The organism is Saccharopolyspora rectivirgula DSM 43747 (genome assembly GCF_000497205.1).
Classification (GTDB): domain Bacteria; phylum Actinomycetota; class Actinomycetes; order Mycobacteriales; family Pseudonocardiaceae; genus Saccharopolyspora; species Saccharopolyspora rectivirgula.
The window spans coordinates 35,845-58,816 of sequence record NZ_AYJW01000019.1 but is presented as its reverse complement, the minus strand read 5'-3'; the positions used below and the strand labels follow the sequence as shown (position 1 = coordinate 58,816).

Annotated in this window: 21 protein-coding genes and 2 pseudogenes; 13 read left to right on the top strand and 10 right to left on the bottom strand. The window is 71.1% G+C overall.

Annotation, left to right across the window (positions count from 1 at the left end; all coding sequences use genetic code 11):
- Nucleotides 1–140: pseudogene (locus tag SREC43747_RS20990) on the bottom strand (septum formation inhibitor Maf); the annotation flags it as partial.
- Nucleotides 141–232: 92 nt separating this feature from the next.
- Between SREC43747_RS20990 and SREC43747_RS0107670 the strand changes: the two are divergent.
- From SREC43747_RS0107670 to SREC43747_RS0107645, 6 genes are all read left to right on the top strand, one after another.
- The gene (locus tag SREC43747_RS0107670) at nucleotides 233–1,066 is read left to right on the top strand and encodes a biotin--[acetyl-CoA-carboxylase] ligase (RefSeq protein WP_029720576.1); all 834 of its coding nucleotides are present in this window, start codon (nucleotides 233–235) and stop codon (nucleotides 1,064–1,066) included.
- A gap of 84 nt (nucleotides 1,067–1,150) precedes the next feature.
- Nucleotides 1,151–1,660, top strand: a complete 510-nt coding sequence (locus tag SREC43747_RS0107665; RefSeq protein WP_029720575.1) for a PH domain-containing protein — start codon at nucleotides 1,151–1,153, stop codon at nucleotides 1,658–1,660.
- On the top strand, nucleotides 1,660–2,610 hold the full coding sequence (locus tag SREC43747_RS0107660; RefSeq protein ID WP_029720574.1) for a hydroxymethylglutaryl-CoA lyase: 951 nt from the start codon (nucleotides 1,660–1,662) through the stop codon (nucleotides 2,608–2,610). The genes SREC43747_RS0107665 and SREC43747_RS0107660 overlap by 1 nt, the downstream gene beginning before the upstream one ends.
- Nucleotides 2,607–3,254: an adenosylcobinamide amidohydrolase gene (locus SREC43747_RS0107655; protein ID WP_051387817.1), complete on the top strand. Its 648-nt coding sequence runs from the start codon at nucleotides 2,607–2,609 to the stop codon at nucleotides 3,252–3,254. The genes SREC43747_RS0107660 and SREC43747_RS0107655 overlap by 4 nt, the downstream gene beginning before the upstream one ends.
- A 548-nt stretch (nucleotides 3,255–3,802) precedes the next feature.
- Nucleotides 3,803–4,717 (top strand): TNT domain-containing protein, encoded by a 915-nt coding sequence (locus SREC43747_RS19660; RefSeq protein WP_051387815.1) that lies wholly within the window; start codon nucleotides 3,803–3,805, stop codon nucleotides 4,715–4,717.
- Nucleotides 4,714–5,019 carry a hypothetical protein gene (locus tag SREC43747_RS0107645; protein WP_029720571.1) on the top strand — a complete coding sequence of 102 codons (306 nt, stop codon included), beginning with the start codon at nucleotides 4,714–4,716 and terminating at the stop codon, nucleotides 5,017–5,019. The genes SREC43747_RS19660 and SREC43747_RS0107645 overlap by 4 nt, the downstream gene beginning before the upstream one ends.
- Before the next feature lie 3 nt (nucleotides 5,020–5,022).
- Here SREC43747_RS0107645 and hisN read toward each other — a convergent pair whose 3' ends face one another.
- Nucleotides 5,023–5,796 (bottom strand): histidinol-phosphatase, encoded by a 774-nt coding sequence (gene hisN / locus SREC43747_RS0107640; RefSeq protein ID WP_408005180.1) that lies wholly within the window; start codon nucleotides 5,794–5,796, stop codon nucleotides 5,023–5,025.
- Between the two features lie 90 nt (nucleotides 5,797–5,886).
- Here hisN and SREC43747_RS0107635 point away from each other — a divergent pair, with 90 nt between their 5' ends.
- Both SREC43747_RS0107635 and SREC43747_RS0107630 read left to right on the top strand, forming a co-directional pair.
- The gene (locus SREC43747_RS0107635) at nucleotides 5,887–6,561 is read left to right on the top strand and encodes a response regulator transcription factor (protein WP_029720569.1); all 675 of its coding nucleotides are present in this window, start codon (nucleotides 5,887–5,889) and stop codon (nucleotides 6,559–6,561) included.
- 3 nt (nucleotides 6,562–6,564) lie between these two features.
- The gene (locus SREC43747_RS0107630) at nucleotides 6,565–7,839 is read left to right on the top strand and encodes a sensor histidine kinase (protein WP_029720568.1); all 1,275 of its coding nucleotides are present in this window, start codon (nucleotides 6,565–6,567) and stop codon (nucleotides 7,837–7,839) included.
- Nucleotides 7,840–7,854: 15 nt separating this feature from the next.
- Here SREC43747_RS0107630 and SREC43747_RS0107625 read toward each other — a convergent pair whose 3' ends face one another.
- On the bottom strand, nucleotides 7,855–8,391 hold the full coding sequence (locus tag SREC43747_RS0107625; protein ID WP_051387813.1) for a GtrA family protein: 537 nt from the start codon (nucleotides 8,389–8,391) through the stop codon (nucleotides 7,855–7,857).
- A 106-nt stretch (nucleotides 8,392–8,497) separates the two neighbouring features.
- Here SREC43747_RS0107625 and SREC43747_RS0107620 point away from each other — a divergent pair, with 106 nt between their 5' ends.
- Both SREC43747_RS0107620 and purE read left to right on the top strand, forming a co-directional pair.
- On the top strand, nucleotides 8,498–9,682 hold the full coding sequence (locus tag SREC43747_RS0107620) for a 5-(carboxyamino)imidazole ribonucleotide synthase (RefSeq protein ID WP_029720566.1): 1,185 nt from the start codon (nucleotides 8,498–8,500) through the stop codon (nucleotides 9,680–9,682).
- Nucleotides 9,683–9,730: 48 nt separating this feature from the next.
- Nucleotides 9,731–10,219 carry a 5-(carboxyamino)imidazole ribonucleotide mutase gene (gene purE, locus SREC43747_RS0107615; protein WP_081722471.1) on the top strand — a complete coding sequence of 163 codons (489 nt, stop codon included), beginning with the start codon at nucleotides 9,731–9,733 and terminating at the stop codon, nucleotides 10,217–10,219.
- Nucleotides 10,220–10,275: 56 nt separating this feature from the next.
- Here purE and SREC43747_RS21910 read toward each other — a convergent pair.
- Nucleotides 10,276–10,971 (bottom strand): annotated as a pseudogene (locus tag SREC43747_RS21910) (thioesterase family protein); the annotation flags it as partial.
- Nucleotides 10,972–11,253: 282 nt separating this feature from the next.
- Here SREC43747_RS21910 and SREC43747_RS0107605 point away from each other — a divergent pair.
- Complete coding sequence (locus SREC43747_RS0107605; RefSeq protein WP_081722468.1) at nucleotides 11,254–11,676, top strand: DoxX family protein; 423 nt, start codon at nucleotides 11,254–11,256, stop codon at nucleotides 11,674–11,676.
- Nucleotides 11,677–11,739: 63 nt separating this feature from the next.
- Here the strand turns inward: SREC43747_RS0107605 and SREC43747_RS0107600 are convergent, their stop codons facing one another.
- From SREC43747_RS0107600 to SREC43747_RS0107585, 4 genes are all read right to left on the bottom strand, one after another.
- Complete coding sequence (locus SREC43747_RS0107600) at nucleotides 11,740–12,447, bottom strand: TIGR03089 family protein (protein ID WP_029720563.1); 708 nt, start codon at nucleotides 12,445–12,447, stop codon at nucleotides 11,740–11,742.
- Between the two features lie 38 nt (nucleotides 12,448–12,485).
- On the bottom strand, nucleotides 12,486–13,670 hold the full coding sequence (locus SREC43747_RS0107595; RefSeq protein ID WP_051387822.1) for an LCP family protein: 1,185 nt from the start codon (nucleotides 13,668–13,670) through the stop codon (nucleotides 12,486–12,488).
- A gap of 103 nt (nucleotides 13,671–13,773) precedes the next feature.
- Entirely contained in the window at nucleotides 13,774–15,342 is a 1,569-nt protein-coding gene (locus SREC43747_RS0107590; protein WP_236623076.1) for an LCP family protein, read from the bottom strand.
- A 152-nt stretch (nucleotides 15,343–15,494) separates the two neighbouring features.
- Nucleotides 15,495–17,213 carry an LCP family protein gene (locus tag SREC43747_RS0107585; protein WP_236623075.1) on the bottom strand — a complete coding sequence of 573 codons (1,719 nt, stop codon included), beginning with the start codon at nucleotides 17,211–17,213 and terminating at the stop codon, nucleotides 15,495–15,497.
- Nucleotides 17,214–17,493: 280 nt separating this feature from the next.
- Here SREC43747_RS0107585 and rfbB point away from each other — a divergent pair, with 280 nt between their 5' ends.
- Together rfbB and rfbD are read left to right on the top strand one after the other, a co-directional pair.
- A complete protein-coding gene (gene rfbB / locus SREC43747_RS0107580) occupies nucleotides 17,494–18,483 on the top strand; it encodes a dTDP-glucose 4,6-dehydratase (protein WP_029720559.1) in 990 nt (329 codons plus the stop codon).
- Nucleotides 18,480–19,388, top strand: coding sequence for a dTDP-4-dehydrorhamnose reductase (rfbD, locus tag SREC43747_RS0107575; RefSeq protein ID WP_029720558.1), 909 nt, complete (start codon nucleotides 18,480–18,482; stop codon nucleotides 19,386–19,388). The genes rfbB and rfbD overlap by 4 nt, the downstream gene beginning before the upstream one ends.
- Here rfbD and SREC43747_RS0107570 read toward each other — a convergent pair.
- Both SREC43747_RS0107570 and SREC43747_RS0107565 read right to left on the bottom strand, forming a co-directional pair.
- Nucleotides 19,381–20,433 (bottom strand): glycosyltransferase family 4 protein, encoded by a 1,053-nt coding sequence (locus tag SREC43747_RS0107570; RefSeq protein WP_029720557.1) that lies wholly within the window; start codon nucleotides 20,431–20,433, stop codon nucleotides 19,381–19,383. The two genes, rfbD and SREC43747_RS0107570, sit on opposite strands and share 8 nt — an antisense overlap.
- A complete protein-coding gene (locus SREC43747_RS0107565; RefSeq protein ID WP_037331541.1) occupies nucleotides 20,423–22,924 on the bottom strand; it encodes a glycosyltransferase in 2,502 nt (833 codons plus the stop codon). The genes SREC43747_RS0107570 and SREC43747_RS0107565 overlap by 11 nt, the downstream gene beginning before the upstream one ends.
- Between the last annotated feature and the right edge of the window lie 48 nt (nucleotides 22,925–22,972).

The following is a 22,972-nucleotide window of genomic DNA, read 5'->3' as shown; positions in this document are numbered from 1 at the left end:
GCTGTGGAAGCGGAAATCACGCTGACCGTGGACGGCCAGCCGCACCGGGTTGCGGTGGACACCCGCACCACCGGGTCGATACCGGCCGCCCGCAGCACACCGCGTCGGGCCGGGGAAGCTGAGGCGAGCACGAAACGCACGCCCCGATGGTAGCGGCCCGGGAAGTCCGGACGGCCGCGCGCGGTGGCGCCGCCGACCGATGCGCGATCGCCGCCCGGAATACGCTGAACCGGTGATTCCCGTTCCGCTCGACGCCGAACAGCTGCGCCGCGAGCTGGTCCAGCGCGGACCGTACGCAGCGCTCGACGTGGTCACCGTCACCGGCTCGACCAACTCCGACCTGGCCTCCGCCGCCAGCGGCGGAGCTGCCGACCGGACCGTGCTGCTCACCGAGGAGCAGACCGCCGGCCGGGGCAGGTTGAACCGCCGCTGGTACTCCCCCCGCTACCGCGCGCTGCAGCTGAGCGTGCTGCTGCGGCCGGAGCTGCCGCAGCGCGGCCTCGGATGGCTTCCGCTGCTGACCGGAGTCGCCCTGGCCGAAACCGTCAACCGCGCCAGCCCGGGGCGGGCGGCCCTGAAGTGGCCGAACGACCTGCTGCTGCGCACCGGTTCCGGGTGGGGCAAGGCGGCCGGGATCCTGGCCGAGGTCGTCGCCGCCCCGGACGGGTTGGCCGTGGTGGTGGGGATGGGCATCAACGTGCACCACCGGCAGGAAGAGCTGCCGCCGCCGGTTCCGGACGCGTTGCCGGCCACCTCCCTCGCTTTGGCCGGGGTCGAAGTGGACCGCACCGAGTTCGCGGTGCGCCTGCTGACCGCGTTCGCCGAGACCGAGCAGCTCTGGCGGCGGCATGCTGGGGATGTGCAGGCCAGCGGGCTGCTGGACCGGTACCGCGGGCTGTGCGCCACCTTGCACCAGCGGGTTCGGGTGGACCTGGCCGCCGAGCAGCTGCACGGCACCGCCGTCGACGTCGACCCCGACGGTCGGCTGGTGGTGCGGACCGAGGACGGGCGGACCACCGAGGTCGCGGCGGGGGACGTCCAGCACCTGCGGCCCGCCGGCCGGTGACCGGCTGTGGTGCGCGACACCACGGCACCACAGCTCTCCCGGTACGGTGATCGGCATCCGGCGGAGACTGCGGAGGAGGCAAGGGTGGCCTACCCGGACGATTTGCTCGGGGAAGACGAGTACGTGATCGTGCACCGGCATCCGCACTGGAAGCTGCTCGTCCTGCCGGTCCTGGTGTTCCTGCTGGTGGTCGGGCTCGGTTCCTACCTGGCGGCGCTGGCCGCGGCGACCTCGCTGGCGCAGCCGCTGTGGATCGGGATCGGCGTGATCGGTGCGGTGCTGCTGATCTGGCTGACCCTCGTCCCGCTGCTCCGCTGGCGCACCACGCACTTCGTGGTGACCACCCACCGGCTGATGGTCAGGGAGGGGGTCATCACCCGCAGCGGCATCGACATCCCGATATCGCGGATCAACTCGGTCCAGTTCCGGCACGGGCTGCTGGACCGGATGCTCGGCTGCGGAACGCTCATCGTGGAGTCGGCCTCCGACGAACCACTGGAATTCGACGACATTCCCGACGTGGAGCGGGTGCACACCCTGCTCTACCGCGAGGTCAACGACGATCCGCACGACTGGGAACGGGAGGGGCGCTGATGGGGGCGCGTGAACTCGGGCTGCCGATGCAGGTGGTGTCTCCGCATCCGCAGGACTTGCCCGCGGAGGTGACCATCTGGGAGGTCGGCCCGCGGGACGGGCTGCAGAACGAGCCGGAGACGGTGCCGCTGGAGGTCAAGCTCGAATTCCTGCAGCGGTTGACCGATGCCGGGCTGGCGGTGGTCGAGGCGACCAGCTTCGTCCACCCGCGCTGGGTGCCGCAGCTGGCGGACGCGGCAGAGCTGCTGGCCCGGTTCGAGCCGGCCGCCGGGGTGCGCTACCCGGTTCTCGTGCCCAACATGCGCGGTCTGGAGCGGGCGCTGGACGCGGGGGTGACCGACATCGCCGTGTTCGCCTCGGCCACCGAGACGTTCGCGCAGCGCAACCTCAACCGCTCGCTGGACGAGCAGTTCGCCATGTTCGAGCCGGTGGTGGGCCGGGCGGTCCAGGAGGGCATGGCGGTCCGCGGCTACCTGTCGATGTGTTTCGGCGACCCGTGGGAAGGGCCCGTGCCGGTGGCGCAGGTGGTTTCGGCCGGCACCCGGCTGCTGGAGATGGGCTGCGACCAGCTGTCGCTGGGGGACACGATAGGCGTGGCCACCCCCGGGCACGTCGAAGCGCTGTTGAAGGCGTTCCGCCTCGCCGGGGTGCCGGTGGACAAGCTGGCCGTGCACTTCCACGACACCTACGGCCAGGCGCTGGCCAACACCTACGCTGCGCTCCGCCAAGGTGTGTCTACTGTGGATTCTTCGGCGGGTGGTCTGGGTGGCTGCCCGTACGCGAAGTCGGCGACCGGTAATCTGGCCACCGAAGATCTGGTCTGGATGCTTGACGGACTGGGGATCGAGCACGGGGTCGATGTGGACAAATTGCTGGAAACCAGTGTGTGGATGGCAGAAAAGCTCGGTCGCCCGAGTCCGTCCCGAGTGGTCAGGGCCCTCAGCTCGTGAACTTCCCCGAACCCGCGCTGGCCGACGTCGGCGGCTGGCCGCTGCTGGTGTGGCGGTGCAGCACCCCGTGGCTGGCGATTTCCTCGGCTCCGCACGGTGGTGGCCTGGGCGAGCGCTCCTGGGTGTTCAACGCCACCGTGCACCGCGACTACGACAACCCCGATCCGGACGCCCACGCCGCCGAGATAGCCGGCGAACTGGGGCTGACCGGCACCGGGATCGGCTTGCTCACCGCGGTGGACGTGCGGCACGAGGTCACCGCGGTCGAGCGAGGCGTGCGGGTCAGCGTCACCACCGGGGTCAGCCACCCCATCTGGGCCGCTGAGCCGGCCGGGGAAGCGGCCGAGCAGGCCTACCGGCCCGGCACGATCAACGCGGTGTGCTGGCTCCCGGTCCGGCTGACCGAAGCAGCGCTGGTCAACACGATCGCCACGGTGGCCGAGGCCAAGGCCCAGGCGGTGCTGGAGGCCGGCTGCTCCGGCACCGGCACCGTCACCGACGCCACCGCCGTGCTGTGCCCGGTGAACGGGCCGGCGGAGCCCTACGGCGGCCCGCGCTCCAAGGTGGGGGCCGTGCTGGCCCGTGCCGTGCACGCCGCGGTGGCCGCCGGGCTGCACACCGGGGGCCAGACCGCGGACAGGTGACCACCGCAACCACCCCCGGTCGGGGGAGTCGAGCCGTCGTCCGGGCGATTCCCGGCGCGTTTCCGCGGGTGCGACGGTCGGGCTTATGGCCTCGGCCATGGCACGAGGCGCGCTCGGCATGTGAACATCTTCTGCAGGCGGTTCCTCCCAGCAGCGGGGAAGCACCGCCGGGACAGCCCTGGGCAGAGCCGAGCCCCCCGGCGCTTCGCTGCGAGCCGCGCCGCAGCAGGCGGAGCGGCCACCCGCCCGGCCAGCGAGCTCAGCACAACTACGGAGGGTCTGTGGCCAGCGGAAACCACCCGGAAAAGGCAGAACGAGATGAGCTTGCCCAGGCCGGTGCGGGATGGCAGGCCGACGCCGAGCGCACCGGACCGGTGACCGTCCCGCCGGCCAGCGGCCCGAGCGGGCAGCCGGTTCCCGGCCGGCCACCGCAGAGCCGACCCCAACCGGCAGCGGGCCGGGGCGGTGCTCCGGTGGGGAGGCCGCAGCCGGGCTGGGGACAACAGCCCGCAGCCGGCTACCCGCCCGCCGGTCGAGGTGGCCAGCCGATGCGGCAGCCGGCACCGCAGCCGTACGGCTATCCGCAGTCCCCCGCGTCCGCAGCGCAGCGCCCGCCGGTGCGGCAGCCGCAGCGCGCCCCGCTGCGCCCCCTGGCCAAACCCGGTCGGACCGCGCCGCGGCCGGCGCCCCGCCAGGAGCGCAACCCCCGGGTCACCGAGTTCGTGCTGCACCAGTTCCCGCTCGGCTACATACCGGTCGCGGCGAGCCAACCCAACCAGCAGCTCGCGGAAGCCCCACCGCACCGCGGCGGCACCTGCTTCCCGCCGCAGGACCACCCGGAAGCGCGGCTGGTCACCGACGGCGACGCCCTGCAGCGCTTCCGCTGCGGCCAAGCGCAGCAGGCGCACCAGGACCGCTCCAGCGGCACCCCGGAACCCATCCCGGCGGAGCTGACCGAGAACCACCGGCGGCACGGCGAGCACAGCGAGTTGGCCTGGGAGCACACCTTCGTGCGGCGCGACGGAGAACACCTCGGCTACGTGTGGCCCGATCCCGGGGACTGCCCCGAAGGAGGTCGGGAACCGGGGCAGCCGGTGGTGCTGCAGCCGGACACGGTGCTGGACCGGCTGGGTGACGGGGAAGGGCGTCTGCTGTTCGCCTCCCGGACCCCGTTCCCGCGGCGCTCCCAGCCGCCGGAGTTCGCCGACCGCGCCTACCGGCGGTACCGGGTGATGCGTCCGCTGCCGGTCTGGGAGACGGTCACCGCCGGTTGGTTCGGCCAACCCGGCGGCGGGACCCGCTACCGCACCACTTACCCGATCGACGACTTGGTGGCGTTGGGGCACCTGGTGGAATTGACCCCGGAACTGGTGGCCGCGGAGGCGGACACGCAGCGCCTCGACGTGGCCGCGGGACAAGCGACGCCGACCGCGGACAGCGCAGCGGAGGAGACGCAGAGTTGAACACCGAATCCGTAGCCGGCTGGCTGGAAGCCATGGGCGTACCGGCCGAACTGGTGTCCATCGGGGCCGAAGTGGACGACGCCTGGTGCCTGGTCCGGGACGAGAGCAACGGGACCCCGGCGTGGGAGGTCTTCTGGCGGGAGCAGGGCAACCGCTACGACTGGGCCCGGTTCACCAGCGAGCAGGTGGCCTGCTTCTACCTGTTCGGCAGGCTTACCTGGACGCAAGCGCTGCGCGGGGCGATCGGTCCGGTGGGCACCACCAGCACCCCGCCGCGGGGAACGCCGGTGCAGCAGGGCTGAGCGCTACTGGTCGAGCAGCTGGAGCGCCGCCCGGTGCAGGTGCCCGTTGCTGGACAGGGCGTTGCCGCCGTCGAACCGGGGGGTCCCCCGCAGGTCGGTGAACTGGCCGCCGGCCTCCTCCACGAGGACTTGCACCGCCGCCACGTCCCAGGGGTTGACCACCGGCTCGGCGGCCAGGTCGATGACCCCTTCCGCGACCAGGCAGTGCTGCCAGAAGTCGCCGAAGGCGCGGTTCTCCCAGCAGGCGTCGACCAGCCGCAGGTAGGCCTCCCGGGAGTGGTGCTCCACCCAGGTGCCCAGGTGCGTGGTGGAGACGTAGGCGTCGGAGAGCTCGCGCACCCCGGAGACCGAGATCCGCTCCGCGGCACCTCCGCCGGTGCTGCAGTGCGCGCCTGCGCCGCGCTCGGCCCACCAGCGCTTGCCCAGCGCGGGGGCGCTGACCACGCCCACCAGCGGCCGGTTGTCCTCCACCAGCGCGATCAAGGTGGCCCAGGCCGGAACGCCCCGCAGGAAGTTCTTGGTGCCGTCGATCGGGTCCACCACCCACACCCGGCCGGTGTCGCTGCTGCCGCCGCGCTCCTCCCCGGCGACGGTGTCCTCCGGCCGGTGCTCGGCCAGGACTTCGCGGATGGCGTCCTCCACCGCCAGGTCCGCGTCGGTGACCGGGGTGCGGTCCGGTTTGCGGTCGACCTCCAGGTCTCGGGAGCGGAAGCGCTCGACGGTGATCCGATCAGCGGCGTCGGCGAGTTGCAAAGCGAGTTCCAGGTCGGCCGTCACGGCCAGCAGCCTAGCGCTTGGCGCGATCAAGCCCACTGCAAGGGCAGACGAGTGGCGAATCTGATCTTGCCCGCCATCTAGGCTGGGGATGTGAGCGTGGTGCTGCTGGCAGAGGACGACTCGGCTATCGCCGTGCCGTTGTCCCGAGCTTTGGAACGCGAGGGCTATTCGGTGCGGGTAGTTGAAGACGGCCCGGAGACGCTGCGCGAGGCGTCTTCCGGAGGGGTCGATCTTTTGGTGCTCGATCTGGGCCTCCCGGGAATGGACGGCTTGGAGGTCTGCCGGCGGCTGCGAGCCCAGGGCCGCGGCCTGCCGGTGCTGATGCTCACCGCCCGCACCGATGAGGTTGATTTCGTCGTGGGCCTGGACGCCGGAGCGGACGACTACGTGGCCAAACCGTTCCGCCTGGCGGAACTGATGGCCCGCATCCGAGCCCTGCTGCGCCGCGGGGCCCCGGAAACCCTGGAGGCCTCCGGGGTGCGCCTGGACCTGACGGCTCGGCGAGTGCTGGTCGACGAACGGGAAGTGCAGCTGGCGAACAAGGAGTTCGAGCTGCTGCGCGTGCTCATGCAGCACGCCGGTCAAGTGGTGACCAGGGAGGAGATCCTGGAAGAGGTCTGGCCCGGTTCCGACCGCAAGGGCAGCAAGACGCTGGACATGCACATCTCCTGGCTGCGGCGCAAGCTCGGCGACGGCAACGGCCGACTGGACGAGACCCGGATCGCCACTGTTCGAGGAGTCGGTTTCCGGTTCAACGCCGACTGAGCCATGCGCCGACGGATTCTGCTGTCCACTCTGCTGGCGGTCGCGGTGACCGCGGTGGCCCTGGGGCTGCCGCTGGGGGTCACCGCGCTGAAGCTGGTGGAGGACCTCACCGCAGGAGGGCTGTCCACCCGGGCCCAGCAGATCGCCACCCTGCTCGATGAGCAGATCGCCAATCAGCAGCCGATCGACCTCGACGCGGCCCGGCTGGCGGTGCCCGAGGGGGCCCGGCTCATCGTCCGCACCCAGTCGCACTACTACGTCTACGGCGCTGATCCGGGCGATGACCCGCTGGTGGAGAGCGTTCCGATGGTGCAGAGCGGGACGGTGACCATCGCCGCCCCGAGCGCTCCGGTGCGCACCCAGCAGTTCCAGGTGGCGATGCTGGTGCTGCTGCTGGTGGTGGTGTCGGCCGGCATCGGCATGGTGGTGGCCCTGGTCACCGCCCGCCGGCTGGCCGATCCGCTGCGGCACGTGGCCGACCGGGCGGCCCGCTTGGGGGCCGGGGACTTCCGGGCCGACCCGAAGCGCCACGGGGTGCCCGAGCTGGACCGGGTGGCCGATGCGCTGGACGCCTCCGGCGCGGCGCTGTCCCAGTTGGTGCAGCGGGAGCGGGAGCTCGTCGGTGACGTCTCGCACCAGCTGCGCAGCCGGTTGACGGCGCTGCAGCTGCGGTTGGAGGCGCTGGCGCAGAGCGACGACTCGGAGGTTTCGGAGGAGGCCAGCGCCGCCCTGGACCAGGCGGAGCGATTGGGCGGGGTGCTCGACGACCTGCTGGCCGCGGCCACCGCGGCTCGCGCCCGCGACGCCGAGCCGGTCGACATCTCCGAGCTGCTGTCCGATGTGGCCGGGGAGTGGCGGGAGCCGCTGCGGGCGGAGGGGCGCACCTTGCGGCAGCGGGTGGCGCCCGGGCTGCTCGCCCGGGCCACCCCGGCCCGGTTGCGGGAAGCCATCGGGGTGCTGCTGGACAACGCGTTGCGGCACGGCAAGGGCACGGTGACGCTGGCCGCTCGGAGCGGGGCCGCCACGGTGGTCATCGAGGTGAGCGATGCCGGTCCGGGCGTGCCGGACGAGCTGGTTCCGTACGTGTTCGAGCGCGGCTTCTCCGGGGGCGGGTCGACCGGGGTCGGGTTGGCGCTGGCCCGGGCCCTGGTGGAAGCCGACGGCGGCCGACTGGAGTTGGGCAAGGCGCGCCCGGCGCAGTTCGAGATATACCTGCCGCTGGCCCGGGCCGATGACGTGCTGGGCCTGCCGTGGCGGAGCGAATCGACCCCGCGGTGAGCTCGCCGTGCGCGCTCAGCGCCGCACCAGCTGCCGCTGGCGCGGCACCGCGGTGCGGGCGGGGGACTGCGGTTGCCGGTGGGGGAAGACCCACTTCCGGAACGCCCACCAGCGGAAGAGCATGCCCACCAGCAGGCCGACGACCTGGCCGGCGGTGAAGTCCGCGATCTCCTCGACCAGCCGGCTGGTGTGGGGCACGTGCAGCAGCAGCACGTAGCGGGAGATCCACAGCGGCGCGGAGTAGAGCGCCACGCCGATGCCGCTGATCAGGAAGTACAGGGTCGCTTCCGCGGGGCGCTGCCGCCCGCCGCGGGACCGGAACGACCAGTCCCGGTTCAGCACGTAGGAAACCGCTGTGGCGACCAGCACAGCGATGACCTTCGCCGTCACCGGCTTCGGTTCCAGGACCGTCAGCTTGAGCGCGTAGAAGACGGCGGTGTCGATGACGAACGTGATGCTGCCGACGATGCCGAACTTCAGGAATTCCTGGTGCCGCTGGAGGAATTCCCGGTACCGCCGTGGAATGCGAGCGGACACGTCGGCAGGTAACACGCCGGCCAGTCTACGGAAACGGGGCGGGCGGTCGGCAATGTGCTGTCGGGACGGCCCCACCGGTCCCGCGGGAGTTGATCGTCGTCGGCGAACTAGGCTGTGTGCCGTGGACCATCGCACCAAAACTCCTGTTGTCGGCATGATCGGTGGCGGACAGCTGGCCCGCATGACGCACCAGGCGGCGATTCCGCTGGGGCAGTCGTTGAAGGTGCTGGCGGTTTCCGACAGCGACTCCGCTGCCCTGGTCGCGGCGAACGTGGAAGTGGGTCACCACACCGATCTGGAAGCGCTGAAGCGTTTCGCCGCGGGATGCGATGTCGTCACCTTCGACCACGAGCACGTGCCCGGTGAGCACCTGCGGGAGCTGGCCGCCGCCGGGGTGGCGGTGCACCCGGGGCCGGACGCCTTGCTGCACGCCCAGGACAAGCTGGTGATGCGTCGCCGGTTGGCGGAGCTCGGTCTTCCGGTGCCGCCGTTCGCCGAGGTGACCGAAGTGGCCGATGTGCTCAAGTTCGGCGCCGAGCACGGCTGGCCCTGCGTGCTCAAGACCGCCCGCGGCGGCTACGACGGTCGCGGGGTGTGGCTGCTGGACAGCCCGGAAGAGGCCGAGAGCACCGTGCGGGAACTGCTGGACTCGGGGGCTCCGCTGCTGGTCGAGCAGCGGGTGCCGCTGCGGCGCGAGCTGGCCGCTCTGGTGGCCCGTTCCCCGTTCGGGCAGGGCGCGGCGTGGCCGCTGGTGGAGACGGTGCAGCGGGACGGGATCTGCGTCGAGGTGCTCGCCCCGGCTCCCGACGCCGGCCCGGCGTTGGTGCAGCGGGCCCAGGACTTGGCGCTGCAGATCGCCGAGTCGCTCGGCGTGACCGGGGTGTTGGCGGTCGAGCTGTTCGAGACCGAGGACGGCTTGGTGATCAACGAGCTGGCGATGCGTCCGCACAACTCCGGCCACTGGACCATCGAGGGTGCGCGCACTTCGCAGTTCGAACAGCACCTGCGGGCGGTGCTGGACTACCCGCTGGGCACCACCGAGCTGACCGCGCCCGCCGTGGTGATGGCCAACGTGCTGGGCGCGCCGGAACTGCCCGAGATGTCGATGGACGAGCGGTTGCACCACCTGTTCGCCCGCTTCCCGCAGGTCAAGGTGCACCTGTACGGCAAGGGCGAGCGTCCGGGGCGCAAGCTCGGGCACGTCACGGTGCTCGGCGACGAGCTGGAGCCGGTGCGGGAGCAGGCCCGGTTGGCGGCGCACTGGCTGTCGCACGCGGAGTGGTCGGACGGTTATCGGATCCACTGACGGAAGGCGCAGAACGTGGCAGATGACAAGCCGCTGGTCGGCGTGATCATGGGCAGCGACTCGGACTGGCCGGTCATGCAGGCCGCCGCGGAGGCCCTGGCCGAGTTCGAGGTGCCCTACGAGGCCGGGGTGTACTCGGCGCACCGCACCCCGCAGCGGATGTTGGACTACGCGCGCACCGCGGCCGACCGGGGCATCCGGGTGATCATCGCCGGGGCGGGTGGGGCGGCTCACCTGCCCGGCATGGTGGCTTCGGCGACGGTGCTGCCGGTGATCGGGGTGCCGGTGCCGTTGAAGCACCTGGACGGCATGGATTCGCTGCTCTCCATCGTGCAGATGCCCGCCGGGGTGCCGGTGGCCACGGTTTCGGTCGGCGGGGCGCGCAACGCAGGTCTGCTCGCGGTCCGGATGCTCGCGGCCGACTCGGGCGAGTTGGGGGCCCGGCTGCGGAGCGCGATGGCCGAGTTCCAGGACGGGCTGCACGACATGGTGCTGGACAAGCACGCGGCGTTGCAGGAGAAGGTCCGCGAGGGCTGACGCGCCCCGGTGGTCAGCCGAGCTGGTTGACCATGACGGGCTTCGTGCGCCGTGCCGATGGCGCCGTGCTCGTCGTAGAGGAGGGCGCGTGCGACACCGATGCCGGACGGCTGGACGTCCCGGCGGATCTCCACGCCGAGCCACTCGCCGCGCAGGGCCCGGTGCAGGTACAGCGTGATGTCGGTGTTGATCCACGGCCCGAAGATCGGGCTGACCGGGGCCGCCGCGCTGATGCAGTCGACCAGGACCGCCACGTGGCTCAGCGGGCTCAGCGGCTCGTCCGGCAGCAGTGGCAGCGGCATCCGCATCCACGCGCGGCTGGGGCCGCTGGTGCTCTGGTCGGCCACCCACCTGACCTGGACGATGTCGTGCACCCCGGGGAGCAGCTCCAGCTCGGGCGGGAGCAGGTGGCCGTCGGCGATCCCCTCGGGGCCGGGGAAGTCCGCCGGCGCGCCACCCTCCGGTCCGTCCACTTCGGACCTGCGGAGCAGCTGGGCGGTGGCGCGCGTGACCGCTCGGCCGCCGGTGCGGAGGGTGACGTCGACGACGTGGAGGCGCTTTCCAGTGCGCAGCGGTTCGACGGTGACCTCGAGCGGGGTGCGCGGCACCGGGCGGACGAGGTCGACGGTCAGCCGGGTGACGAGCAGGTCCGGGTCGTCGACGGCGGTCTCGACGGCGCGGGCGACGAGACCGGCGATGGGGCCGCCTCCGGTGAACTCGCCCCACGGGTTCCCGGCAGCCGAGGTCGGCACGAACCGGTCGCCGTCCTGCGTGAACAGGCTGTCGTGATCGAGCACCTCTCCATGTTACTCGCGAGTAGCCCGTGCCCGGCGGGGGCGCCGCGGAGGTCGCCGCGCCCGGCCGCGCCGGCGCTCGCGGGATCGGCGGAGCAGTCGTCCTCCCGCGCTGGAGCGCCCGCTCGAGCCCGGCGCGGGAGGGTGCGCCGCGAAATGTGACCGCCTTCTCAATTCCATTTTTGCTTGAAGCTTCATCTATATGCTGATGGCGCTTCACGTCTGATGTGGAAGGTGGCCATGCAGCACAGTCTCCGCGATGTCATGAACCTGATCGCCCGCGTGGTGGTGGGCGGCACCTTCGTGGCGCACGCGTACCAGAAGTTCGCCATCAACGGCATGGGTGCAACGGTCGAGGGGTTCGGTGCCATGGGCATCCCGCTGCCAGCTCTGGCGGCCTGGTTCACCGCTCTCGTCGAACTGCTCGGCGGTCTGGCGCTCGTCGTCGGAGTGGCCCTGCCGGTCGCCGGTGCCCTGCTCGCCCTGGTCATGCTGGGGGCGCTGGTGCTGGCGCACTCGTCGGCCTTCTTCGTCGCCAACGGGGGTTTCGAGTACGTGCTGGTGCTCGCCGCGGCCAGCCTGGCCCTCGGCTTCAGCGGCTCGCGCTTCACCTTGGCGGCCGCGTTCGGCAAGGACCGCGGCAAGGCCGAAGCCGCCTCCTGACGGGCGAGGTCCCGCCGCTGACCGGCTGGCTCGCCGGTCACCGGTCAGCGGGTGCCTCGGTGCTCAACCAAGCGTCTTGGTGACGCGTTCGTCCTGCTCGCGGCGCTCCAACTTGGTCGGGTCCACATTGGTGCACTGCACCAGGGAAGCTCGGGCGGCGAGCACGGAGAGCAGTCCGTCGATGATCCCGTCCGGGCCATCCCACTCCTTTGTGGACAAAATGCGGTCGGTGCTGCTGATCCCCAACTCCGCAGCACGGTCCGCGGCCCGGGTGACCACTTCATCCACTGTGAACTCGCCCAGAGCCGGCTGGTCACCGGCGATTTCCGGGCCGCTGAACTCGTCGGCGTGGACGCGGATGTCGGACACGTAGTCCACCACTTCGCTGGGCAACCCGGACAGCGGCGCGCCCAGCGCGTCCAGCCCGACCGCGGCCGTCACGAAAGCGCCCGCCCCGCGCTCCAGGTCGTCGGCCGGGACGAAAGCGACCTCGGCCTCCGCGGGCTGGTCGATCAGGTGCGCCCCGCACCACCAGGCCCCCAGCAGCACGCCCACGGTCTGCCAGTGCGCCGGCAGCGCCACCACGACCGGGGTGCCGGGCTCCAGGTCGATCTCGTTGACCAACCAGTTGGCCGTCTTGGCCGCCCAGTTGGCAGCGGTGAGCCGGGACAGCTCGATCCGCGCCCCGGTGGCGTCGTCGTAGTGCGTGATCAGAGGCCGGGGGGCGTCCGCGGTCAGCAGTGGCTCAAGCAGTCTCCGGGTAACGCTCATGCTGGCAGCCTAGCCCGGCCGCCCCGGTGGCATGCCGCTCAGTTCACGCAGGGGATCTCGCCGTCCGACGTGATCACCGGCGGCTGCTGGCGGCCGGAACCGTCCAACCCGACCACCGGAGCCGGGGCGAACCGCGGGGGCTGCTGCTCGGTCAGACCGGCGAAGAACCGCTGCACCTCGCGCCGGTCCACGGTGACGATGCTCTGCCCGCGCTCGTTGCGCTCTCCGGTGCTGGTGACCGGCATGGTGACGAACTGCACCTGCCCGGAGCCCAACTGCTGCAGCTGTTGGGCGAAGCTGATCGTGTCCCAGTCCTGGTCCAGCACCACCGACCGCTTCGCCGCTGCCACCAGGTCGTTGAGCTTGTCCGGATCGGTGAGGGTTTGGGTGGACAGCACCTTCTTCGCCAGCCCGGCCATGAACGCCTGCTGCCGGACTATCCGGTCCAGGTCGCCGCGGGGCAGGCCGTGCCGCTGCCGGACGAACGCCAGCGCGTCCCCGCCGGAGATGGTCTGGTGGCCGGCGGCGAAGTCCGCTCCGGAGTCCTTGTCGCTGGTGGCCTGCTTCAAGCACACCTCGACCCCGCCCACGGCCTCGGTGATCTCGTAGAAACCGAGGAGGTTGACCTCCGCGTAGTGGTCGATCCGGACGCCGGTGAGCATCTCCACGGTCTGCACCAGCGCCCGCTGCCCGGCCAGCATCGCCTCCTGCCGGCTCTCCTGGGGCGACTTGCCGGAGGCGCTGAGCTCGCGCTCGGTCTCGGCCCGGGTCATGCCGTAGACGGCGTTGATCTTCTCGCGTCCGCCGCCGGGCACCGGGGTGTAGGTGTCCCGGGGGATGGACACCGCGGTGGGCGAGCTGCCGTTGTGCGGTATCCGGACCACGATCAGGGTGTCGGTGTTGAGCCCGCTGGTGCTCTCCGTGCGCAGCTCCTTGAGCACGCTCTCCGGCAGCGGATTGCCCTGCGCGTCGGTGCGGCTGTCGCTGCCCACCAGCAGCACGTCCAGGGCGCCGTCGTCGGCGGGCGGGGCGGCCGGGTGCTCGGCCAGCACCTCGGCGGTGCTCTCGCGGTCCAGCTTGCCCAGGGTGTTCCAAGCGATCGCGGTGACGGTGAGCACGGCGGCCGAGACCAGCGCCAGCACACTGCGGCCGGCAATCCGCACCACCTTCCGGCGAACCGGAGCCCCGTCCGGCCGCTGCGCGGTCTCGCCTGCCTCTTCCACCTGCACCTCCCCGCGTGATGTGCGATCGATTTCCCAGGTTAGCTGGCATGACGATCACCACGCGGGAGAATCGCCCGATCGTACCGGACGAGTGAAAGCGGTCTCAGTTCACGCAGGGCACGTCGCCGGCGGTGATGGTCGGTTCCTCCGCTTCGTCCTGCTGGGCGTCCTCCACCTGCTGGGCGGGGATCGGTCCGCGCAGCGCGCCGTCCAGCCGCACGACCGGGGCACCGGTGAAGCCCTGCGCGCCCGGGCCCCGGTAGTCCGCGCCGAGGTAGACCGCCACCTGGCCGGGGGCCAAGTTCGGGCTCGGTTGCAGGGGCAGGCCGCCGAGCGACTCCGCGACCAGTTGGCCGGACTTCTCGTCCCCCTCGGCGTGGTAGACCACCGAGGTGTCCGTCGCGTCGGCGTTCTGGGCGCCGCCGACGCCGAAGCCCTCCGCCGCCAGCTCGTTGCGCACCCGGACGGCCAGGCCGCCGACGCCGGCGGCGTTGAAGACGTCGACCGCGACGGCTTCGCGCGCTTTCCGGAGCTCGGCCTGCTCCTTCTCCCGCTGCGCCCGCTCCTCCGGGGGCAGCAGGAGGTTCGCCACGTACTGGCGGACTTCCCGCTTGTCGATGGTCACGTCCTCGAGCCCGACCGGGCCCACCAGGTGCACCGGAATGGTGTGGAACTCGATGTCGCCGCCGGCGATCCCCTGCAGCACCTGGGCGAAGTCCAGCAGGTTGTCGGCCAGTTCCTGGTCCAGCACCACGGTCTTCTTCACGGCGTTGACCAGGCTGGTGAGCTTCACCGGGTTCGCCAGGGTGTCGCTGGAGAGGACTTTCCGGGCCAGACCGGAGATGAACACCTGCTGGCGCACCACGCGGTCCAGGTCGGAGCGCGGCAGGCCGTGGCGCTGCCGGACGAACGCCAGCGCGTCGGCGCCTTCGATGGTCTGCCGCCCGGCCGGGAAGTCCGCGCCGGACTTGGGTTCCTTGGTGGCGTTCTTCAGGCAGACCTCCACCCCGCCGATGGCCTTGGTGATCTCGTAGAAGCCGAGCAGGTTCACCTCGGCGTAGTGGTCGATGTCCACGCCGCTGATCTCTTCCAGCGTCTGCACCAGGAACTTCTGCCCGGCTGCTCGGGACAGCTCGCGCAGTTCGGTCTCGTCGGTCACGCCTTCGTCCTGCAGGCGCTTCCGCTCGTGGTGCAGTTCGTTGCTTAGGGTGGCGTTGAGCAGGTGCTGGCCGTACTTGGTCTCCACCACCGTGTCCCGCGGGAAGGAGACGGCGCTGATGTGGCTGCCGTCGGTGGGGATGCGCACCAGGATCATGGTGTCGGTGAGGTTGCCCCCGCCGCTGTCGTCGGCCCGCAGGGTGCGCAGCACTTCGTCGGGCAGGGGATTGCCCTGGGCGTCGGTCCTGCTGTCGTCGCCGACCAGCAGGATGTCCACCGCACCGTCCTCGGCGGACAGTTCCGGCCCGGTGATGTCGCTGACGGCCGTGCTGCCGCGGAAGCTCTGCATCGTGCTCCAGCCGTAGCCGGTGGTGCTCAGCACCGTCACCGACATCAGGGTGGCCAGGAACCGGCAGGTGTACCGCCAGCCGGTGCGCCACCGCGACGGCTTGCGCTGCGCGGATTCCGCTACCGGCTCAGCCCCGTCGTGCGGCCACTGCGGTGGAGCGTCCACATCGGTCCTCCTTGCGCTGCACCAAATTTCACCCGAAAGAGATCTTGATCTTTCGGGAGGATCTTAACCGCGGGCGCAGCGGCGTGATCCGCGTTCGGCTCACCTGGCGAAAAATGCCGCATTGCGGTCGATCCGCCCCGAGAACCGGAACGTCAGTTCACGCAGGGGACCCCACCAGCGGTGATCACCTGCTCCTCTTCCTCGCCCATCTGCACCGGCAGCGGACCGACCTGCGCCATGCCGTCCAGCTGGACCTGCGGGTTGGCGGCGAAGGTCTGCGCCCCCGGGCCCTGGTAGTCCGAACCCAGGTGCACCTCGACCTGGCCGGAGCTGAGGTTGGGGCTGGGCGCGGTGGGAACACCGCCGAGCGCGTCGGAGACCAGCTTGCCCGACGCCTCGTCGCCCTCGGCGTGGTAGACCAGCGACTCGCTCGTGGAATCGGAGTTCCCGGTGCCGCCGGGGGTGAAGCCCTCCGCGGAGAGGCTCTCCAGCACCCGGTTGGCCAGACCGCTGATCCCGGTGCCGTTGTAGACGCTGACGGTCACCTGCTCCCGGGCCGCTTCGAGCCGCTTCTGCTCCTGCTCCTTCTTCGCCCGTTCCTCCGGGGGCAGCAGCAGGTTGGCCACGAACCGGTGGACCTCCGCCTTGTCGGCGACCACGTCCTCCTGGCCGGAAGGCCCTTCCAACCGGACCGGGATGGTGTGGAACTCGATGTTGCCACCGGCAACGCCCTGCAGCTTCTGGGCGAAACCCATGATGTTGTTGGCCAGCCGGGGGTCCAGCACGATGGAGTCCTGGATCGCGTCCACCAATTTGGACAGCTTGTTGGGGTTGGCCAGGGTTCCGCTGGAGAGCATCTTGCGGGCCAGGCCGGACATGAACACCTGCTGCCGCACTGCCCGGTCCAGGTCGCCGCGGGGCAGGCCGTGGCGCTGCCGGACGAACGCCAGCGCGTCGGCGCCTTCGATGGTCTGCCGCCCGGCCGGGAACACCGCGCCGGAGTAGGCGCTGTCGTCGACCGGGTTCTTCAAGCACACGTCGACGCCGCCGATGGCCTTGGTGATCTGGTAGAAGCCGAGCAGGTTCACCTCGGCGTAGTGGTCGACCTCGGCGCCGGAGAGGTCCTCGATGGTGTTCACCAAGTACCGCTGCCCGGCGGCGCGGGACTTCTGCTCGATCTCCTTCTCGTCCGTCACCCCCGCGTTGCGCAGCCGCTGCTCCTCGGCGTGCTTCGCCCGGCCCAGCGCCGAATTCAGCTTGACTTCCCCGAATTCGTCCAGGTCCACCAGGGTGTCGCGGGGGAAGGAAACGGCTGCCGCGCGCTTGCCGTTGTTCGGGATGCGCACCAGGATCATGGTGTCGGTGAGGTCGCCGCCCTCGTCATCGGTGGTGCGCAGCTCGCGGAGGACTTCGTCGGGCAGGGGGTTGCCCTGGGCGTCGGTGCGGCTGTCGTTGCCCACCAACAAGATGTCCACGGCCCCGTCCTCGGCCGACAGGTCGCCGATCACGTCGCCGGCGGTGGTGCTGCCGCTGAAGCCCTTCAGCGACGCCCAAGCGAAACCGGTGGCGCTGAGCACGATCACCGACAGCAGGGCCACCACCGTGCGCCCCGCGTTGTGCCAGATCGCATGGGCGCGCCGCTGCTTGCGCCGCTCCCACGGGTCGTTGGCCAGCTCTTCCTCGGCGATCGCGTTCCGCCGTCCGGCGGAACGCCCTGGGCCGGGCGGGGGGACCGGGCTGTTCGGCCGCGCAGGGCGTCGCTGAGCGGGGTTGCCGCTGCCAGCGCGGGGAACCCGGCCGGGGTGGCGCGGCGGTGCGGGCCTGCCCGGTTGCCCGTGCGGGCTTCTCGGCCGGCGCGGCAGGTCCTCCACGCGATCCTCCCTTGCCCTTCCTTCCGGGCGTTACACCATAACGACGTGATCCAGCTCCTATGTGCTGTGCAGGTTAACGAAACAGCAGTGGCCGTTCGATACGTGTGCGACAACAGGTGACGCCACTCATACGGGCTAGTCGCAGAGCGTGCTAGCAATGACCGGTTTACCGGATTCCGGGCGCCGGTCGCACAATCCGACCGAGCGGTGGACTCGGGTTCGACTTCCCTAGACTGCTCCTTGCGGCGGTCCGGTCGCCGCAGGCTACGAGGTAAGGCAAATGCGGATCTTGGTCACGGGCGGAGCCGGCTTCATCGGCTCGCACTACGTACGGCAACTGCTCGGCGGGGCCTACCCGGCGTTCGCCGGAGCCGAGGTCGTCGTGCTGGACAAGCTCACCTACGCGGGCAACAAGGAGAACCTCGCACCCGTAGCGGAGCACCCGCAGTTCTCCTTCGTGCACGGCGACATCTGCGACTTCGAGCTGGTGTCGAAGCTGCTGCGGAACACCGACGTGGTCGTGCACTTCGCGGCGGAGACCCACGTGGACCGGTCGATCGTCGGAGCGGACGCCTTCGTGCGCACCAACGTGCTGGGCACCAACACCCTGCTGCAAGCCGCCGTGGACAGCGATCTGACCAAATTCGTCCACGTGTCCACCGACGAGGTGTACGGTTCCATCGAATCCGGCTCCTGGCCGGAAGACCACGTGCTGGAACCGAATTCGCCGTATTCGGCCTCCAAGGCCAGTTCCGACCTGCTGGCCCGGTCCTACTACCGGACCCACGGAATTCCGGTTTGCATCACCCGGTGCTCCAACAATTACGGTCCGTACCAATTCCCGGAGAAGGTCCTCCCGCTGTTCATCACCAACCTGATGGACGGAAAACCGGTGCCGCTGTACGGCGACGGCGGCAATGTGCGGGACTGGCTGCACGTCACCGACCACTGCCGCGGCGTGCAGCTGGTGGCGGAGTCCGGCCGCCCCGGTGAGATCTACAACATCGGCGGCGGGACCGAGCTGACCAACCGGGAGCTGACCGAGCGATTACTGGCGGAAATGGGCATGGACTGGTCGATGGTCCGGTACGTCACCGACCGCAAGGGGCACGACCGGCGGTACTCGGTGGACGACAGCAAGATCGCCGACGAGCTCGGCTACGCGCCCACTGTGGATTTCGAAGAGGGCCTGCGGGAGACCATCCGCTGGTACCGCGAGAACCGGGCGTGGTGGGAGCCGCTGAAGAACCGCGTGGTGACGGCCGAATGAACATGCCCCTGGCAGTGCTGGTCCCCGGCGGACGCGGTCAGGTCGGCGCAGAACTGGCCCAGCTGCTCGGCAGCCGGTCGGGAACCCTGGTGCACGCACCCAGCTCGCGAGAACTGGACATCACCGACGAAGAGGCCGTGGCCGACGCGGTGGGCTCGTTCACCCAGGCCGCCCGGGACGCCGACCTGCGCCCGGTGGTGATCAACACCGCCGCCTACACCGCCGTGGACCAGGCCGAAACGGACGTCGAACGGGCCGAGCTGGTCAACGCCACCGCCCCCGCGATCCTGGCCCGGGTGTGCCGGGAGAACGGCGCTCCGCTGGTGCACGTGTCCACCGACTACGTCTTCTCCGGGGAGGCTTCCCAGCCCTACGAACCGGAAGACGCCACCGACCCGCGCACCGTCTACGGGCGCACCAAGCTCGCCGGCGAGCGGGCGGTGCTGGAATCCGAGGCCCACGCGTGGGTGGTGCGCACGGCGTGGGTCTACGGCGCCCACGGCACCAACTTCGTCAAGACCATGCTCCGGCTGCAGGCCGAGAAGGACCAGCTCACCGTGGTCCACGACCAGGTCGGCTCACCGACCTGGGCCGCCGACCTGGCCGCGGGACTGGTCGAGCTCGCCGAGCTCATCGCGCAGCGGAACGGCCCCGCCGCCCGGGTGCTGCACTGCACCAACTCCGGCCAGACCAGCTGGTTCGAGTTCGCCCGCGCCATCTTCACCGAGGTCGGCGCCGATCCGCAGCGGGTGCAGCCGTGCACCAGCGCGGAATTCCCCAGGCCGGCTCCCCGGCCGGCCTACTCGGTGCTCTCCGGGCGCTCGTGGCAGCAGGCCGGGTTGACCCCGCTGCGCCCGTGGCGGGAAGCGCTGGCCGCGGCCTTCCGAACCGGCGGTTTCAGCTGAGCGCCCGGCGGTAGGCCGCCAGGGTCCGCTCCGCGCACCGGCGCCAGGTGAAACCGGCCGCGCGCGCCTGCAGCGCGGCCGGATCGACCGGCTCCGAGAGCACCCGGCGGAGGGCGTCCCGCAGCGAGTCGTCATCGCCGCGGCGGAACAGCTGCGCGCGCCCCCCGGAGACCTCCCGCAGGGCGGGGACGTCCGAGCACACCACCGGAACCCCGCAGGCGAACGCCTCCAGCACGGGCAGCCCGAACCCCTCGTCCCGGGACGGCAGCACCAGGGCCCGCGCCCCGGCGACGACCCGCCGCAGCTCGGACTCGGTCAGGTAACCGGTGCGGATCACCCGCTCGTCCCGGACGGCGCGGCCCGGCCCGGACACGACCAGCGGAGGCAGGTCGAGGTCCCGGTGCACCCGCAGCAGGTCGGCCAGGCCCTTGCGGGGGCCGTCCGCGCCGACGAACACCAAGTACTCGTCGGGCAGGCCGAGACGGCGGCGCAACGGCTCGTCCGGTGCCGCCGCGGTGAACCACTCGGCGGCCACCCCCAGCGGGGTCACCACGAGCTTGTGCTCCGGCGCGCCCAGCCGCTCCTGCACCGCTTCGGCCACCGCCCGGCTGGGCGTGCACACCACCCGGGCCCGCCGGACCGACGTCCGCACCAGCGCCGGGAGGTCCGCGTCCGCCAACCGCGGATCGTCCAAGAAGGCCAGATCGTGCACCGTGACCACGCCGGCCGCCCGGGCGGTCGGGGGCAGCACGAAATTGGTCCCGTGCACCACCGAGGCCGGTCCGGTCAGCAGCTCGACCGGCGGGAGCGGAGCGGCGCGCCAACAGGTCCGCAGCAGCCGGGCCGGCACCGGCCACCCCACCGCGCGGGTGCCGCGCGGAGCCAGGTCGCGCAGCTTCCGCCAGCCCCGAACGGTGAACGCGACCAACCGCACCGCGGCCAACTCGGCGAGCTCCTCGGCCAGGCAAGCGGTGTAGCGGCCGATCCCGGTGCGCTGCCCGAGCAGCGGAGTGCCGTCCAGGACGGCCTCCAGCTCAACTGCCACGGAGCCGCTCCCCGGCGAGCCGCTTCACCCGGCCGGCGGCCTTGCGGACCACCTCCAGCGGTCCACCCGCGTCGAGGTACTCCCGGGCCAGGGCCAGGTCCCGGCGGACGCGCTCCATCCGCCCGGCCGGTGGGGTGCGCACCAGCGGGCCCGCTCCCGCCAACCGGTCGGCGGCCGGGCGCGGATTGCGGCAGAACTCGGTCAGCGGGGCCAGCACCGACTCCCACCGGTACCGTTCCCGCAGCGGAGCGATCCGCTCCCGGCACTCGGCGGCGAATTCGGCGTCGAACAGCACCTTCTCCAAGGCCGCGGCCAGGGCACCGGGGTCCTCCGGCGGCACCACGACACCGATCCGCTCGTGGCGCACCAGATCGGCGAACGCGTCGCCGTCGGTGGTCACCACCGGCAGCCCCGCCCACAGGTAGTCCAGCACCCGGGTGCGGAACGCGAAGGTGGTTTCCACGTGCTCGAAGTGGGTGGTCACCCCGCAGTCGGCGTCCAGCAAGTAGTTCTGCCGCTCGTGGTAGGGGACCCAGGTCTCGTTGAAGAAGACGAACTTGTCGGTCAGCCCGAGCTGCCGGGCCAGCGCCCGGGTGCGCCCGGCCATCCCCATCTCCGGCACGTCCGGGTTCGGGTGCTTCATGCCGAGGAAGAACAGCCGCACGTCGTGGTGCTGCTCGGCGAGCTGGTGCACCGCGTGCAGCAAGGTCAACGGGTCGAACCAGCTGTAGACCCCGCCGGCCCACAGGACGACCTTGTCGTCCGGTCCGATGCCGTCCCGAACGCCCTTGATGCCCGGGCCGGTGCGGCGCGGCTCAGCCGAGGGCAGGCCGAACGGCACCGTGGCCAGCAAGGAGCGCACCGTCGGGTCGTTGTCGTACAGCCCGGGGGAGAGCCGGCCGAGCGCGGCCAGGTGGCCCAGCCAGAAGTGCCGCTGGCGCTCCGACGCGCACAGGAAGAAGTCCCCTCGCGCCAGCTGGTTGTTGAGCACCTTGGTGACCCCGACCAGGTCCTTGGCGCGCTGCTCGTCGTCGGTGTCCCGCCCCTGCTCCAGCAGTTCCAGGTGCATCGGGTCGTAGACGTCGCACACGACGATCTTGCGGGAGTCCTCCTCCTGCAGCGCTGGAACCATTTCCAGCACGTGGCCCTGCAAGATCACCACGTCCGCCCAGTCCACATGGGACTGAAGATCGCGGGGGCGGGCGGCGAACACCGGGAAAGCCGATTCCGGTGGACTGACGCGGGAATTGACGCTGACCAACCGGACCTCGTGCTCCGCGGAGAGCACTTCGGACATGTGCCAGGCCCGGATCGCCGGGCCGGCCATCCGCTCGGTGAGCGCGTCCCCGGTGATGACCGCGATCCGGCGGGGCCGGCCGAAGACCTCGTCCAAGCCGAAGGCCTCCACCAGGACGTCGTGCGCGGCCAAGTAGCGCGGCAGCGGGTAAGCCGGCTCCATCGCCTTGCGCATCAGCGGAACCAGCTCGGCATCGCTGCGCACCCGCGCCTGCTGCTCCCGCCGCCGGGATTCCTGCAGCGAAGGCAGCATCTCGACGAACTGGTCGATGGCCAGCATCCCGGCCAGCGCGCTGCGCTCCACCGGCACCGGGTCCTCGCTGTCCTGCTCCGGTCGGCGGGTGATCTCCAGCTGGGTGGGGTCGATCTCGCCGCGGGCGGTCGCCCGGCGCACCGACAGCGCCAACGCCGCCGGCAGCACCTTGGCCAGCGTCTCGTCCGACACGTTCTTGTACAGCGTGGCCAGCGCGTTCCGCTCCAGCAGGTAGTGCTCGCGGGCGGAGGAGATGCCGTGCATCGAGGCGTGGTGGCGGTGGTAGGCGATCGAGGCCGGTTCGTAGCGGACCCGCCAGCCGCGCAGGTTCAGCCGCCACCCCAGGTCGACGTCCTCGTAGAACATGAAGTAGCGCTCGTCGAACCCGTCGAGCTCGGCGAACAGCTCGGCCCGCACGAACAGCGCCGAACCGGTGCCGAAGAGCACGTCCCGGGCGGCGTCGTGGGAGCCGTCGTCGGGCTGCCCGGCGTGCCGCTTGTAGCCCATGCCGAACCAGGTGAGCCCGCCGTCCACGAAGTCGATGTGCCGCCCTTCCCAGTCCAGCACCTTGCTGGCCACCGCGCCCACGGTCGGTTCGGCGCGCAGCAGGTCCACCGCGGCGCGCACCCAGTTGCGGTCCGGTCGGGCGTCGTTGTTCAAGAACGCCAGCACCTCACCGCTGGCGTTGCGGGCGGCCAGGTTGCACCCACCGGCGAAGCCGAGGTTGGTCTCCGACTCGATGAGCCGGACCTGCGGGAACGCCGAGCGGATCCGCTCGGCGCTGCCGTCGCCGGAAGCGTTGTCCACGCAGACCACTTCCAGCCGGTCCGCCGGGTAGTCGAGTTCGGTGTGCAACGAGCGCAGGCAGGTGGTGGTGTCCTCGGCGCCGCGGTAGTTGACCACGATCACCGACACAAGGGGCAAAACGCTGCTTTCAGCCACGTGCTCAAGCCTGCCCCATGGCGGCCCGGTTCGTGCCCGGGCCCTGGA